Source organism: Fulvitalea axinellae, assembly GCF_036492835.1.
In the GTDB taxonomy this organism is placed as follows: Bacteria; Bacteroidota; Bacteroidia; order Cytophagales; family Cyclobacteriaceae; genus Fulvitalea; species Fulvitalea axinellae.
The window spans coordinates 256,095-270,405 of the sequence record NZ_AP025315.1; the positions used below are offsets into that span (position 1 = coordinate 256,095).

Genomic DNA, 14,311 nt, shown 5'->3' on the forward strand with positions numbered 1-14,311 from the left:
TTCATAAAGCGTCTGAGAAAATAGGAGCTTACCACCATGAATTGCAATTTTGAATTACCACAAACAAACTTGCGGTTGATGGATAAGCTCCCAAAAAAACGAAATTAATCAATACTACCTCCAGTTACAACTAAGCCTTGTAGACCACAGGAACGCCAAGGGGAAGAAGCACGAACTGGCTTTTGTCGTACTGTGCTTTATGCTTGCCGTATTCAGGAGCGGAGGAAAACTCAATTTCTCACAGATTCACCGCTCAATGAAAAGGGATCACGATTATTGGCGGGATTTCACAGGTGGTAAAAGTAAGTGTTGTGTGAGCCGTGTTCAACTCCGAAGAATCCTGAAGGATACAGATATACAGGGACTTAAGGCGGTTGCTGAAACCACTTTTAACGCAAACGAAACTATAGATCCGCAAGCTCTTCAATGGTTTTCGATTGACGGTAAAGAACTCCGGGGGAGTATCGACAAATCCTCAGGGGACAAACGCGGGGAAAGCGTGGTTCTGGTTACCGCGCAAGAAGATAAAACCAGCAAGGTTGTAGGCTACTATTCGGGTACCAAAGACTCCGAGCGGGGTATTGTCGACGAATATTTTGAAACTCAATCCGGTCTTTCGGGAACGGCTTATACGATGGATGCCCTTCACAATAATTCCGGGTTACTGGAGGGAATCCATGGAAAACGGGGCGTCTACCTTTCACAAATAAAAGGGAACCAGAAAATACTCCGTGAAGACCTTCGAGACATGGAGCGGAGATCAGAATGTTTGGATTATAAAAAGACCGTCGAAAAGGGCCATGGCAGGATCGAAACAAGAATATACCGGACCTACCCGGTGGAAACGGGATGCTTGGAGCGTCGCTGGTCGAATACGGGGATGAGCTGCTTCATACGGGTAGACCGTACCCGTAAAGTCGTTAAAACAGGAAAAACATCAAGCGAGACATCATACTACGTCAGCAATATAAATACCGGTCTTATTGATCAATACAACTTGCCTAACGCCGTAAGGGGACACTGGTCCGTAGAGGCAAACAATAATATGAGGGATACGAACTTCGGAGAGGACGGGTTAAGGAGCCTTGTCTCTGGTATACAGCAAAGTGTTTCATGTATTTTGACTGCTGTAATGAATATTTTGATCCAAAGGAACGCTGGTGAAAATATGAATGAAATGCGAGAGGAGATCGTAGCAGATATAAATTCTATTCACCAATATTTTAATAGATAGACCTTTATGAACAAGCCCTGTATAGCATAGCGCAGATAAGCAAAAGACAAAAAATAACCACCTGTCCTACTGTCTGAACATATTCCACTTGACGCCTCATAAAACCCAGTTTGACCCGATTGCTGTAGACCAGTTTTGAGGCAAACATGACTGCAAGACAAAAAAGAAGTAACAAAGCCCAAAGAAAAGGAAATCCGTCTACCAAATAGAACCCCTCAACCTCCGAGAAACCAACAAACCGATTGATTAATGGGTAACTGGAATACGTCAACACAACCGAGAAAACCGTCGCTATAAACAGGTGCAAAAGTGTTTCCACAAAATAAAAAAGACCCTGTTCCGTACCGCTTTCTCCCAAAGCCCCCCTCACCTCCGTGCCCAAACGATAACGTTTGTTTCCGGAAACACTCAGTACATTATAATTCAACAAACTCAGAACTACCGCCAAACAACCGGCAAAAAGGATTCCCCTAAAATAAAAACCGTTACCTCTCTGGAATATCCCATTTGACACGTGTGGGGCTTCCATATAAAGTCCCTTAAGGCTATAGCTTCTCCACTTTTGGTCTTTCAACCTCACGTCTCCTCGTCTAACGCTTGCCTTGATCTTCGGAATAGAGGCCAAAACATGTTCTATCCTATAACCCGGCAACAGTTCCAACAATAACCCCGAACTCCTTTTTTTCGAATCCGTCAAGATAATATCGGTCTTGACACTAGACCACTCAGGTATATCTTCCATAACCGCCACTACCGTATAGCGATGCTTATCAAAAGACACCAAAGGAAGCTCCATCCCCAACGGACTCTGATTACCGTACACCTTTTCGGCATAGGACTTGGAAATCACCGCTTTCCGAGCATCGTCCTCAAACTCGGATAACGTACCTTGGAGCAAGGAAAAACCAAACATTTCAAAAAAGCTCCTGTCCGCCGCCACATATTTTTCAAAGGCATCAATACCCACCGAATCTTCAACCAGCCTTAGACTCGCAACACGCGCTCGGCCTACACGCACGATCTCAGGGTGTCGGGCCAACAGGCTATCCGCTATAAACCGCCGGTGATAGGGACTTAACTCACTGACAGCTGTTTCATAATCACGCAATAACCAATAGATATTTTCCGCATTCTCATACTGCCGGTCCGTTTTCCATTCCTTATAGGCATAATTAAAAAGAATGGTACAAACGGACAGGGCCAGAGCCAAACCAAGAATATTTACCGTAGCGTAAACCTTATCCCGCAAAAGCCGGCGGATGGATATTTTCAGATAATAAAAAAGCATAACGTGGTCTTAAGTATTAGGTATATGGTCTTAGGTAAAAATCTGGGCGCTTTGGCTATTCGTATCTCAGCGCTTCCACGGGCTCCCGACTCGCCGCGCGCCAGCTTTGCCAGCTTACCGTGGCCAAGGCCACCAAGCCCGCCAACAGTCCGGCTCCGGCGAAAATCCACCAGCTCATTTGTGTCTTATAGGCGAAGTTTTCCAGCCAACGTCCCATGGCTAAGTAGGCTATTGGTACGGCTATTACGAAGGCTAAAAGTACCTGCTTAAGTATCGAATTGTTAAAAAGTGTCAAAATCTCGAATGTCGTGGCGCCGTTGGCTTTACGGATTCCTATTTCTTTGGTACGTGCTTGGGTCACAAAATACGTGAAACCGAACAAGCCCAAAGTGACCAAAAACACTGATAGTCCCGTTAGAATATATACCAATTTTGCGAAGCGAATATCCTTTTCATAATCATCCGCAAAACTGTCTTTGAACACGAACTCTTTCTTGTCATTCAGAAAATTAGGCAGATGCTTTTGAAGGGTTTCCATTAGAAACTTTCGGCCGCCATCAGGATTGTTTTCCGCCAACCGAACTCGAAAACCGAGCGCCTCGGGATGTATCGGTCTATTATAGATTATACAAGGCGGAATGCTCCGGTAAAGCGTATAGACATTAAAATCTTTCACTACACCGACGATTGTGTATTTCTTGCCTTTACTGGTGATTGTTTCTCCAACCGGATTTTTAAATCCCGACATCTTCGCAAAACGTTCATTCACCAACACTTCTTTCTTGTTCTTCCTTGAGCTAAGGTTCTCGCCTTCCAACATTTTAATCCTAAATACTTTTATATAAGACGCATCTCCTCTCAGGCCAACAGCAGAAACCTTTTCGCCATTATTAAGATCGAACTCACTCTTAACCCGTTCATACTTCAGCGGTAGTCTCTTTCCTCCGGTCAAAGCCTCTACCAAGGGGCTGGCTTCCACCTCTTTTCTAACGATGTCACAAGATTCGCAACGAGTTGTGGCTCTATCATATGGGAAGGATACAGTATTGGAAACGTCATAGCCCAAAGGTTGCTCCTGAACAAAGCGCATCTGCTTAAAAAACAACAGGGAGGAAGTAAACACAACACACAAAAGCATCAATTGAAAAACCAACAAGGTACGTTGAGAAACCATCACACCAAATCCTGCCTTACGATACCTAAACAAGGCTACAAAAAGGGCCGTAACACCCGAAAATATTACAACCAAACACAAAAACAGGGGAAGGGAATACTTTGGAAACAAGATCTCGGGCACCTTACCGGAGTCCAATAAATCGCCTATAAAATTGTTAACAAAAGGAACCACCAATAAAGCCAAAAGCGTGGAAGCCAAAACAACAGTAAAAGACTCGGCAAACAGAAAGCCGAACACCTGACTTGCTTTCTCACCCAAAGCCCTTCTGGTTCTATCTGCGATTCGGTCTTTCTGACTGCGGGCCAATACGGAAATAGTGAAGTTCAATAAGCTTAGAACCAATAAGAATGCAGATAAACCAACCATCAACCACAGGTATCGTGTTGATCCAACTTTTCTGAAATCCCCCCCAAAATGATCACCGCGTAAATACGAACCCGCAAAATCATGTAGTTTAAATTTCGCCTTATCAGATATAGGATTCAGAATTATTTCGTTCTTATGCCTTTTAAAAATCTCGCTTGTGGCCGGGTGTATATCAAAATCTTCATGCCCTGGAGCCATTTTAAGATAGGTAGACTCAATACCCCTATCCCACAGCGGGCTACGGTGCATCTCGTCATGATATTGCAAGGAAGATTCGATATTGAGAATTAAATCCGCCTGCAATGACGAATTACCCATTTCTTCCATCACACCGACCACTGTATACTTGGCGCTGTATTCAGGGGAAAAATATATCTCCAATTGCTTCCCTACCGCATTCTCTTTGCCAAAATACTGAATGGCTTTATCCTCGGAGATCACCGCACAACGGTCCTTCTTATCCAATGCGTCAGCCTTGCCCGCCAACAAACGATATCCAAAAACATCAAAGAGGCTTGATTCCGAAAAAATTATCCGTCTCTCCGGTACTTTTACCCCATTATGCATTATCATAGTCACCTCACCTTCCAAGGTACTTAGATCAGCTATTCTAACATAATCTAGCACCTCAGGCACCTTTTCCTTTAGCTCAGGCCCTAATCCGGTAGGCATGTAACCAGAAGATGGCTGAAAACCATCGGGCGTATCGCTATATTTCAATACCTGCGAGACATCCTTAATACGGCTATGCCACAGATGCGTAGCCAATTCTCTATAAATGCGGGTATACAACAACAGACAAGCCGTAAGGGCCACGGCCAAGCCAAGGATGTTCACCGTAGCGTAAACCTTATCGCGTAAAAGCCGGCGTATTGATATTTTCAGGTAATAAAAAAGCATAGGTTGGTATTAAGTATTAGGTATTTGGTCTTAGGTAAAAAATCATTCATATCGTAACGCCTCTACCGGCTCCCGCCTCGCTGCACGCCAGCTTTGCCAACTGACGGTCAAAAGTGCGACAAGGCAAACTAGCGCTCCCGCTCCCGCAAAAACCCACCAACTCATTACGGCTCTATAAGCGAAGTTTTCCAGCCACCGGCCCATAACATAATAAGCGATAGGCACAGCCAGTATCAGCCCGACGCCAACGTATCTTAACAAATCCCCATTCAAAAGCCTGACTATCTCGAAAACCGTGGCGCCGTTGGCTTTGCGAACGCCTATTTCCTTGACGCGCGCCTGAGTCATGAAAAAGATAAAACCGAACAGCCCCAGCATGACTATGAATATCGCTACCATAGTCAATACATAAACCAATCTGGCGAAACGGATATCCTTTCCATACGAATTGTTGTAGTCATCCTCTTCTGTATAAATACGTTTCTCAAAACGGTTATCAGGGTAAAACTCGGAGAACAAATCGGAAAGAAATGCTTTCCCCTCTTCCGGATTCTTGGAGTTCAGGCGTACCCTGGCCCCTAAGATCATTGGAGGCGAAGGAGCGTTGAAAACAACCATCGGCTTTATGGGGCGGTAAAGCGCTTTGTAATGAAAATCCGCCAGCACTCCTACAATTGTCAGGGTCTTGCCTTTCATATGCCAATAACCACTAACTATTTCCGTCCCAATAGGGTATTCCAGCCCGGCTTCCCTGACAAACTGTTCGTTTACCAGCACCTCATGTTTTGCGGACGGCCTGTTAATGTTCCGTCCGCTCTTCAGGCTAATGTCATACACATGTATGAAACTGGAATCGCCGAACTGGGGTGTCGCCTTCATGGTTTCTTTATCCAAAACAAAATCCGACAACCCATATGAGTCCAAAAGGGGAAGATAAAGGGTCCTTGTCACTCCCTCAATCAAAGGGCTTTCCCTAAGTCGCCGATTAATCTCAGGACCTTTTCTTGGGGCCATGGAAATATGTTTCCACGGAAAGATAACCGTATTGCCAGAGTCAAAACCCAAAGGTTTTTCCCTAACGAAGCGCATTTGTTTTACAAACACCAAAGCCATTATCATAATCACACTCATTAGTCCCAGCTGAAACACCAACAGGACTTTTTGGGAACGCATCATATTCCGGGTTGCTTTTCCCTGACCGAGGCGAACGGAACCCAGCCCCTTTTTGAAAAACGTGACCGCCAGAGCTGTCAAGATGGAAACCACAAACACCAGCGCAAAAAATGACGGGAGAGCGAATGGAGGAAAACGAAGCGCCTCCGTCGCCGACGCGTCTAAAAGCGGACCTACCCACTGATAGACAAACGGGCTTATCAGCACCGCAAGGGCACAGGCCAGAAACATTATGGACAGAACTTCGATAACCAACAGGTAAACGGCCTGACGGGAACGTTCGCCAAGCGCATTGCGTAGTTTATCCGAAGCCATATCTTTGGCGCTTCGGGCCAACACCGAAATCATGAAGTTCAGCAACGCTAAGCTCAAAATCACCAATGTGAGCCCTATCAGCATAAAAACGTAACGCGCCGAACCTGATTCCCTGGTCCTCACTCCATAATTATCTCCCCGAAGATAAGCTTCTCCAAAATCATGGAGTTTATAACTGCGGCTCTCCTCGTTTGTCCGCTGATAATCATGCTTAAGGTGGCTCGCTATTATGGCCTTTGCCTTTTGGTTGATATCCATACCCATATTCCCTGTACTCAATTTCAGGAACAATTCTGGATACTCTATTTCCCACGACAACGCTTTTTCGGAGTCCAAAATACTCAGCACAAAATCTACTTGCAGTGAGGAAGCTTTAGGCATATCTTCCATAACGCCCACTACCGTATACTTCCGTCCTTTCTTGGGACGCGAATACATCTCTATCGTTTTACCCACAGGGTTTTCGCTTCCGAAATACAATTTGGCTTTCGACTCCGAGATGATGACACTACGCTTTACACTGTCCAAACCCGAAGCCGAACCCGCCACTATATTGTAACCAAAGACATCGAAAAGACTGGATTCTGACAAGATCAAACGGCTTTCGGGTATCCGCTCTTCACCTTTTGCGAACCTTGGCTCATTTCCCTTGGTATAATACTTCTCATATACCCGCACAATTGATTCTATCTCCGGAACCTCTTCCTTCAGCGCTTTTCCAAAACCAAAAAATACCCTACCGCTTTCGGGACCAAACCCATCCACGCCGTCGCGATACACTAATACTTGCGCCACATCCTCTTTGTCCATATGCCATAGGTGTCTGGACAGTTCGGAATAAACCTGATTGTACAACAACAGGCAAGCTGTCAGCGCCACTGCCAAACCGAAAATATTTACCGTAGCGTAGACCTTGTCGCGCATAAGCCGGCGAACCGATATTTTGAGATAGTAAAAAAGCATATTGGTCTTAAGTATTGGGTATTTGGTCTTGGGTACTGAATCCTATTGTTTGGTCAGGTGGTCTCGCTATCACGAATATTACAGAGGTTTACTCTTGTACTAGGACTAGTATCGTCCTAACGCTAGGAATGACTCCGTCCTAGTGCTAGGCCCGCCTCAAGCCTACCGCTTAGACCGCGACACGGGCGGATGTGACAAAGGATACTTTCCAAAAAGACAGGGCCCCGGAACATCGCCCGTTTCTAAAAAACCGTGCCTACGGGGGCGTTGGTGTTTTCGGCCACTATCTGTCCGTCGAAGAGGTTTACTACGCGGTGGGCGTAGCCCGCGTCGCGTTGCGAGTGGGTTACCATTACTATGGTGGTGCCTTCGCGGTTGAGTTCGGTGAGCAGGCCCATCACCTCGGCGCCGTTTTTCGAATCGAGATTACCTGTCGGTTCATCGGCGAAGATAAGCTTTGGCTTGGCCACCACTGCCCGGGCTATGGCCACACGCTGTTGCTGTCCGCCACTGAGCTGTTGCGGAAAATGCTTGGCCCTGTGGCCGATGTTCATGCGCTCCAAAGCCTCGTTTACCAAGCGCTTACGCTCCGACTTCTTGATCTTGAGATAGACTAACGGTAATTCTACATTCTCAAATACGTTCAGCTCATCTATCAGGTTAAAACTCTGGAACACAAAGCCTATATTCCCTTTTCGCTGGGCGGTGCGCTCGTTTTCTTTCATCTTGGAAACATCGACTCCGTCAAAAGAGTAATGGCCGTCGGTAGGGCTGTCAAGCAATCCCAAAATATTCAGCAAGGTGGATTTACCGCATCCCGACGGTCCCATAATGGCGACAAACTCGCTTTCTTTTACCTCGAAATTCACCTTGTAGAGCGCGCTTGTCTCCACTTCTTCGGTGCGAAATATTTTACTGAGGTTTTCTGTCTTGATCATAATCTTTATTGGTAAAAAGTAAAGGGTAAAGCGTAAAGAGTATTAGTATGGAACAAAAGTAACGCTGTCGCTAAGTCTTTTTACTTTGTACTCTTTACTCTGTACTGTTTTATTCTAAATATAACACTTCGTTTTCTCCAAAACTATCATAACCTGATACCACTACCTGTTCACCGGCGTCTAGGCCTTCGAGTATTTCGTAATGCTTCGGGTTTTGTCTTCCTACTCGGATTTCTCTCTTGGTGGCGCGCGTTCCGTCCTGCGATACCACAAACACCCAGCGCCCGCCCGTGGCGTGGAAAAATCCGCCTTTGGCCAGCATCAGCGCGTCTTTCGGGCTTCCCAAGCGCAAGGCCACATTGTAGCTTTGGCCTGTCCGGATATTCTTTGGCCGTTCGCCTTTGAAGACCATCTCCACCCGGAAAGATCCGTTGCGCACTTCCGGAAACACCTTCCTGACACGCAAAGTATATGTCTTTCCGCCTTTCTCCAAAGTGGCCTCCAAGCCGGTGCGCACGCGGTCCAGATAATACTCGTCTATCTGGAAACGCACCTTAAAATCGGTCAACACGTTGACTTGACCCACGCGGCTTCCCCGGCCTATTGACTGCCCAAGTTGGGCATCCAATAAACCGAGTTGGCCCGCGACGGGTGCTTTGAGGTTGAGATTATCTTTTCGCGCACGAACCATATCCACGGTTATGCGCATTTTTTCCAAATCGGAACGTAGCTTGCTCATCTCTGAAATTCGCATTAAGGAATCTTGCCTGACTTTTTCTTTCCGGATATCCATAAGGCGGACAGCCTGTTCCAAGTCTTCCTTTGCCACTATATAGTTTTCCCTAGGAATCAATTTCTCCTCAAACAGTAATTTTTGCTGTTCGAAATTCCTCTTTCTCTTTCTTAAAGAGAACTCTTGGGTAAGCAGTTGCTCCCGGGAATTAATCCTGTCCTTTTCGAAGTTGATCAGTGTCTGACGCATAATATTTTCCTTCTGTGCCAGTTGAGATTCGCTGTTCAGAATCGTCTCGTAAAGTGTCCTGTTTTCCAAACGAAGCAACACTTGCCCCGAATCAACTTGTGCGCCCTCTTCCACCAATATCTCACGAACCTTTCCCCCTTCCTCGGCATCCAGAAAAATGGTGCTGATCGGTTCCACTTGGCCATCCACACGGATATAATCGTTGAATTGGCCAGCCTTTACCTCGGCCAAAACAAGCTTGGCAGTTTCTACACGGTAAGCTTTTTCCGAATTTCCGAAAAACGCCAACACCAGCAGGCCTACAAACGCCAACCCTCCGGCCAAGGCCAAAGCCAGCCTGATCCTTTTCTTTTTCGTATTGTCTATCTTCTTGTCCATAGTATTTTCCGCTGTAAAAAAGTCATCGAATCATCCCGCCCAAACTATTCCAACACCCCGTACAGATAATAATCCAGCGTCCGGGTGCCTTGCCAATAGTCGAACCTGTTGCGGACCAAATCCAGCCGGGCTTGCGCTAGCCGGTTGCGAGTAGCCTGAAGCTCATAAAGGTCGGCCAGTCCACGTTCGTATTTCTTCGAGGCGGTCTTAAAGGCTAATTCCGCCACCATCACCCTTCTTCTATTCAGTTCAAATTCGGCCACACTACGCTTTATGGTTCTGCAATATTTGGCCAAAGCTTCACGCTCGGATCGGTCAGTGTCTTTAAGCGTATTTTCCGCCCGAATTACTCTCAATCGGTTTTTACGCAACGAGGTGTACCTGCTACCAGCGGAGAACAAAGGAACCCCCATGCTCAAACGTATCGACTGGCCAGCGTTATGGTCCATCTGCGTGAGTATCCCCATCGTATTGCCATTTTCGTTTAGCCTTTTATCGGAAAAGTTGGAACTGTAGCTGGCCGAAAAACTAAGGTTTGGCAAAAGACTCATCCAAGACGCCGTTAGCTCTTTCTTTGCCGTTTCCAAGTCTAGCGTTGAGATCCGGGCATCGGCCAAAGTATTGCCATATGTATCAAAAAGTGCTTCGGGATCAGGAATCGAAGCCTGGGCCGGATCGTCTTCCGGTTTTTTCAGGTTAAGTTTCTCTTCCGGCTCCATATCCAAAATACGGTTCAGCGACCGCCTTTTCTCTTCCAAGCTTTGTTCCGCACGAAAAACGGTCAAGTTAGCCTCTTCCCACTGCGCCAAAGCCTCCGACATTTCCGATTCGGCCATCAAGCCCAACTTCACTTTTTTCTCAACTGTCTTCCTGTTCAGTTCCGACTGCTCCATCCGCCACTGTGAAAGGCTAAGATACTCCTCCTGATAGAGCACATCGAAAAAAAGACGGGTTACCTGCTCGGCCACCGAATAGCGGGTTTGTCTCTCGGAAAGCTTTCCCCTACGATACGTAAGCCTGCTCAACGATATCGACCTGAACTTCCGGAAGCCGTTAAATACAGGCACCGAAGCCGAAGCCCCTACACTTCCGGAACCGTATCGTTTTGTTTCAAATTCATTTGTCGTCGGGTTAATTGTTTTACCGAAACTATAGCCCGCTCCTATACTAGGATTGACACTTGGTAACAAATTCAACTTGGATTGGCGATAGTCCAAACGCCCCATCTCCGTATTCAATTTTGCGTTGATGGCCCGCACGTCTTTTTGCATCGCCAACGCCACGCAATCCTCCAGACTCATCGGTGCTCGGGTACCCTTTTGGGCCGAAAGCGCAAAAGGGAAAAGAAACACCGCGCAAAAAATTCCGTATCTCAGTTTCATAAATAAACGTTTGGTAACACCCGGTTAGAGCCAATGCGCGTGCCAAAAATCACAGACTACTAGATATCAACATGTTACCTTACAACAACGGGAAAGGCGAAAATCCGTAGTGTAAAAAAAATTGCTAATCCGTGTAAAAATATTTTACAGGTCATTGCGCCACGCAATTCGTAACACTATAATTGCAACACATACACTATGTAAGAACTTTAAAGAAAGTTTTAATTTTAATAATCCAAAATAAGCTCATAAATATAACTTTATCGGTTATTACTTTGTAAATAACCGAAAATCGCACAACTACTGCCCTGTGTTATGTTTTGGCCCAAATGAGCCAAGTTTTTTCAAATCAAGAACTTAGCTCGCCGTTCGGCCTCACTTTTTTATAACCTTATTTTTTGTCGCATGAAAGACAACAACATACTAATCGTAGATGACAATAAAGGGGCTTTGGGAGCTCTCGAGCTCTTGCTCCAAGAACGTTTCGGCAAAGTAACCTGCCTCAGTACTCCGCACCGTATTCCGCGCGCTCTTCAGTCTTTGGAGCCCGATCTGGTCTTGCTGGATATGAACTTTTCGGCGGGACAAGTCTCCGGAAACGAAGGGCTATATTGGCTACGGCAAATCCGCCAGTTTGACCCACAAGTACCCGTAGTGATGATCACCGCATACGGCGATGTAGAATTGGCGGTAAAAGCCCTCAAGGAAGGCGCCGCCGACTTTGTGCTGAAGCCTTGGAACAATGAAAAGCTTCTGGCAACGGTGGAATCCTCGCTCAAGCTGGGGCATTCGCGCAAAGAAATCGAATCGCTCAGGAAAAAGGAGAAAACCCTAAAAAGAGAGATTTCCGGCAACGGACCTTCGCTAATCGGGCGTTCGAAAGCCATGGCCAAAGTGTTGGAACTGGTTGATAAAGTGGCCAATACAGACGCAAACGTACTGATCACGGGAGAAAACGGAACGGGCAAAGAAGTGATTGCCAAAGAGATACACCGAAAATCAGCCCGATCCGACGAGGCCATGATTACCGTAGATATGGGCTCCATTCCGGAGACGCTTTTCGAAGGCGAACTGTTCGGCCACAGCAAAGGCGCCTTCACCGACGCCAAATCCGACCGGATGGGCAAGTTCGAAGCTGCGGACAAAGGCTCCCTTTTCCTTGACGAAATCGGCAACTTGCCGGAACGAAACCAAGCCAAGCTTCTCACCGCATTGCAACGCCGCGAAGTCGTACGAGTGGGCGAAGTCCGTCCGCGCAGTGTGGATATTCGTCTAATCTGCGCCACAAACACCGATTTGGAGAAAGCCGTAGTGGACAAAAGCTTTCGCGAGGATTTGCTTTACCGGATCAATACCATCCATATCCATTTGCCCACACTGCGGGACCGGCAAGAGGATATTCCAGACCTGACAAACTTTTTTGTCAAACAGTTCGGGGAAAAATACGGCAAGAAAAACATAAGCGTAAGCCCTGAGGGAATGAATGCGTTGAAAGAGTATTCTTGGCCCGGAAATGTCCGGGAACTTCAGCACACTATCGAAAAAGCCCTTATTTTGGCGGAAAGCAACGTTTTGGAATCGAAAGACTTTCTGCTGAAGGAAATCTCCCCTTCTATCCTTGACGATTTTCCGGAAACGATTGAGGATATGGAGAGAAAGATGATCTCGATATCATTGGACAAACACAACGGAAACCTGAGCGCAGCGGCGAAACAGTTAGGCATTACTCGACAAACGCTTTACAATAAGCTGAAGAAATTCGGGTGGTAAGAGAATTTTAAATCAAAAAAAACGAACATGTTTAGCCGACAATTATACATTCAGATTATCGTAAGAGTGGCATTGCTTTCGGGCACAATTTTCGGAATGGCCTGGCATATTGTTCGTTCTCCGGACGTCAGTTTGGCGATTATCTACGGATTGATCGCCTTACTTACCGGAGTTATGCTGGTCAGGTTTATGAATACGACGAACCGCAAACTGGCATATTTTTTCCAAGCCGTCCAGAATGAGGATTCCACACTCAGGTTTTCGGAAAAACTTGGGGGAAAATCGGTCAAAGACCTTAACCGGGAATTAAACAGGGTCAACCGCATGATCAGCGACGCCCGCAAGGAAACCCGCGAACAGGAACGCTACTTCAGTACTGTGGTGGAACACGCCAGCACGGGAATCGTGACTTTTGACGGGCAAGGTTTCGTACACTTGGCCAATTCAGCCGCCCGACAGTTAACCGGCACAGATCCGCTTACACATATCCGCCAGCTGTCCCGCCGCGACCCTAAACTTTTCGAATGTTTTACCACGCTCTCTCCCGGCGAGAACGCCTTAATCCGCCTCCGTGACGGGGACAATACACGGCAATTGGCGCTCAGGTCGTCCGAGTTTAGGTCGCCCGGTAAAAATTTGCGCCTAATTGCCATACAAGATATCAAAGGCGAACTGGACGAACGCGAACTGGACGCATGGATCAAACTAATCCGCGTATTGACCCACGAAATAATGAACTCAATCGCCCCGATTGTCTCGCTTAGCGAAACTTTGGCGGAATTGAACAAGGAAAAGGCCTGCCCGGAAACAGCCCATACCACGGCCCAAGGTCTTGAAGTGATACGGGAAAGGGGCAACAACCTGATCGAATTTGTGGACAGTTACCGCAAAATCACCCGTTTGCCAAAACCGAAATCAGTGGAATTTGGCGCTCAAGAGCTTTTGGAAAAAATCCGGATATTGGTAAGCGGCGAACCGAATACGGAAAACGTTTCTTTCCAGCTGGTTTCCCGGCCGGAAAACCTTCGCCTCTTTGCCGACGAGACCCAAGTGGCCCAAGCGCTGATCAATATCGTCCGCAACGCTTTGCAGGCCTTGGAGCAAGTAAAAGACGCCAAAATCGAGATTTCGGCCTTTTCCGACAGCGAAAGAAGGCCTTGTATCAAGGTCCGAAATAACGGCCCGGAAATACCTGCGGATATACTGGAAGAAATCTTCGTTCCGTTTTTCTCAACAAAAGAAAACGGATCCGGCGTAGGTCTAAGCCTCTCCCGCCAGATTATGCGCCTTCACGGCGGTCAGCTTTTCGCCAACTCCAATTCAGAAAACGGAACAGCTTTTACGTTGCGTTTTCCGGCCAAAAGAAACCATACCGACACCGAATCTTTTTCAAGCAAAGAAATCCCCGCCGAGGCGGGGACCAGCAAATAACCCGGACCGTACCG

At 46.8% G+C, this 14,311-nt stretch carries 9 protein-coding genes; 3 read left to right on the forward strand and 6 right to left on the reverse strand.

Annotated elements, in window-relative coordinates:
• The first annotated feature begins 199 nt into the window (after positions 1 to 199).
• Positions 200 to 1,234, forward strand: coding sequence for an ISAs1 family transposase (locus tag AABK39_RS19830; protein WP_338391371.1), 1,035 nt, complete (start codon positions 200 to 202; stop codon positions 1,232 to 1,234).
• 4 nt (positions 1,235 to 1,238) lie between these two features.
• Here AABK39_RS19830 and AABK39_RS19835 read toward each other — a convergent pair whose 3' ends face one another.
• The 6 genes from AABK39_RS19835 to AABK39_RS19860 all read right to left on the reverse strand — a co-directional run bounded on the left by AABK39_RS19835 (position 1,239) and on the right by AABK39_RS19860 (position 11,096).
• The gene (locus AABK39_RS19835; protein WP_338395046.1) at positions 1,239 to 2,522 is read right to left on the reverse strand and encodes an ABC transporter permease; all 1,284 of its coding nucleotides are present in this window, start codon (positions 2,520 to 2,522) and stop codon (positions 1,239 to 1,241) included.
• Between the two features lie 55 nt (positions 2,523 to 2,577).
• Positions 2,578 to 4,965: an ABC transporter permease gene (locus AABK39_RS19840; protein WP_338395047.1), complete on the reverse strand. Its 2,388-nt coding sequence runs from the start codon at positions 4,963 to 4,965 to the stop codon at positions 2,578 to 2,580.
• 42 nt (positions 4,966 to 5,007) lie between these two features.
• Positions 5,008 to 7,416 carry an ABC transporter permease gene (locus AABK39_RS19845; protein ID WP_338395048.1) on the reverse strand — a complete coding sequence of 803 codons (2,409 nt, stop codon included), beginning with the start codon at positions 7,414 to 7,416 and terminating at the stop codon, positions 5,008 to 5,010.
• A gap of 242 nt (positions 7,417 to 7,658) precedes the next feature.
• Positions 7,659 to 8,354 carry an ABC transporter ATP-binding protein gene (locus AABK39_RS19850; RefSeq protein WP_338395049.1) on the reverse strand — a complete coding sequence of 232 codons (696 nt, stop codon included), beginning with the start codon at positions 8,352 to 8,354 and terminating at the stop codon, positions 7,659 to 7,661.
• A gap of 109 nt (positions 8,355 to 8,463) precedes the next feature.
• Positions 8,464 to 9,714, reverse strand: coding sequence for an efflux RND transporter periplasmic adaptor subunit (locus AABK39_RS19855; RefSeq protein ID WP_338395050.1), 1,251 nt, complete (start codon positions 9,712 to 9,714; stop codon positions 8,464 to 8,466).
• A 44-nt stretch (positions 9,715 to 9,758) separates the two neighbouring features.
• Complete coding sequence (locus AABK39_RS19860; protein ID WP_338395051.1) at positions 9,759 to 11,096, reverse strand: TolC family protein; 1,338 nt, start codon at positions 11,094 to 11,096, stop codon at positions 9,759 to 9,761.
• Positions 11,097 to 11,501: 405 nt separating this feature from the next.
• Here AABK39_RS19860 and AABK39_RS19865 point away from each other — a divergent pair, with 405 nt between their 5' ends.
• Positions 11,502 to 12,866: a sigma-54-dependent transcriptional regulator gene (locus AABK39_RS19865; protein ID WP_338395052.1), complete on the forward strand. Its 1,365-nt coding sequence runs from the start codon at positions 11,502 to 11,504 to the stop codon at positions 12,864 to 12,866.
• 27 nt (positions 12,867 to 12,893) lie between these two features.
• A complete protein-coding gene (locus AABK39_RS19870; protein WP_338395053.1) occupies positions 12,894 to 14,297 on the forward strand; it encodes a sensor histidine kinase in 1,404 nt (467 codons plus the stop codon).
• Positions 14,298 to 14,311 lie beyond the last annotated feature (14 nt).

Excerpts from the sequence above, each read along its gene's own strand:
- AABK39_RS19830 (WP_338391371.1), top strand. The coding sequence starts at position 200 with ATGCTTGCCGTATTCAGGAGCGGAGGAAAACTCAATTTCTCACAGATT.
- AABK39_RS19835 (WP_338395046.1), bottom strand. The coding sequence starts at position 2,522 with ATGCTTTTTTATTATCTGAAAATATCCATCCGCCGGCTTTTGCGGGAT.
- AABK39_RS19840 (WP_338395047.1), bottom strand. The coding sequence starts at position 4,965 with ATGCTTTTTTATTACCTGAAAATATCAATACGCCGGCTTTTACGCGAT.
- AABK39_RS19845 (WP_338395048.1), bottom strand. The coding sequence starts at position 7,416 with ATGCTTTTTTACTATCTCAAAATATCGGTTCGCCGGCTTATGCGCGAC.
- AABK39_RS19850 (WP_338395049.1), bottom strand. The coding sequence starts at position 8,354 with ATGATCAAGACAGAAAACCTCAGTAAAATATTTCGCACCGAAGAAGTG.
- AABK39_RS19855 (WP_338395050.1), bottom strand. The coding sequence starts at position 9,714 with ATGGACAAGAAGATAGACAATACGAAAAAGAAAAGGATCAGGCTGGCT.
- AABK39_RS19860 (WP_338395051.1), bottom strand. The coding sequence starts at position 11,096 with ATGAAACTGAGATACGGAATTTTTTGCGCGGTGTTTCTTTTCCCTTTT.
- AABK39_RS19865 (WP_338395052.1), top strand. The coding sequence starts at position 11,502 with ATGAAAGACAACAACATACTAATCGTAGATGACAATAAAGGGGCTTTG.
- AABK39_RS19870 (WP_338395053.1), top strand. The coding sequence starts at position 12,894 with ATGTTTAGCCGACAATTATACATTCAGATTATCGTAAGAGTGGCATTG.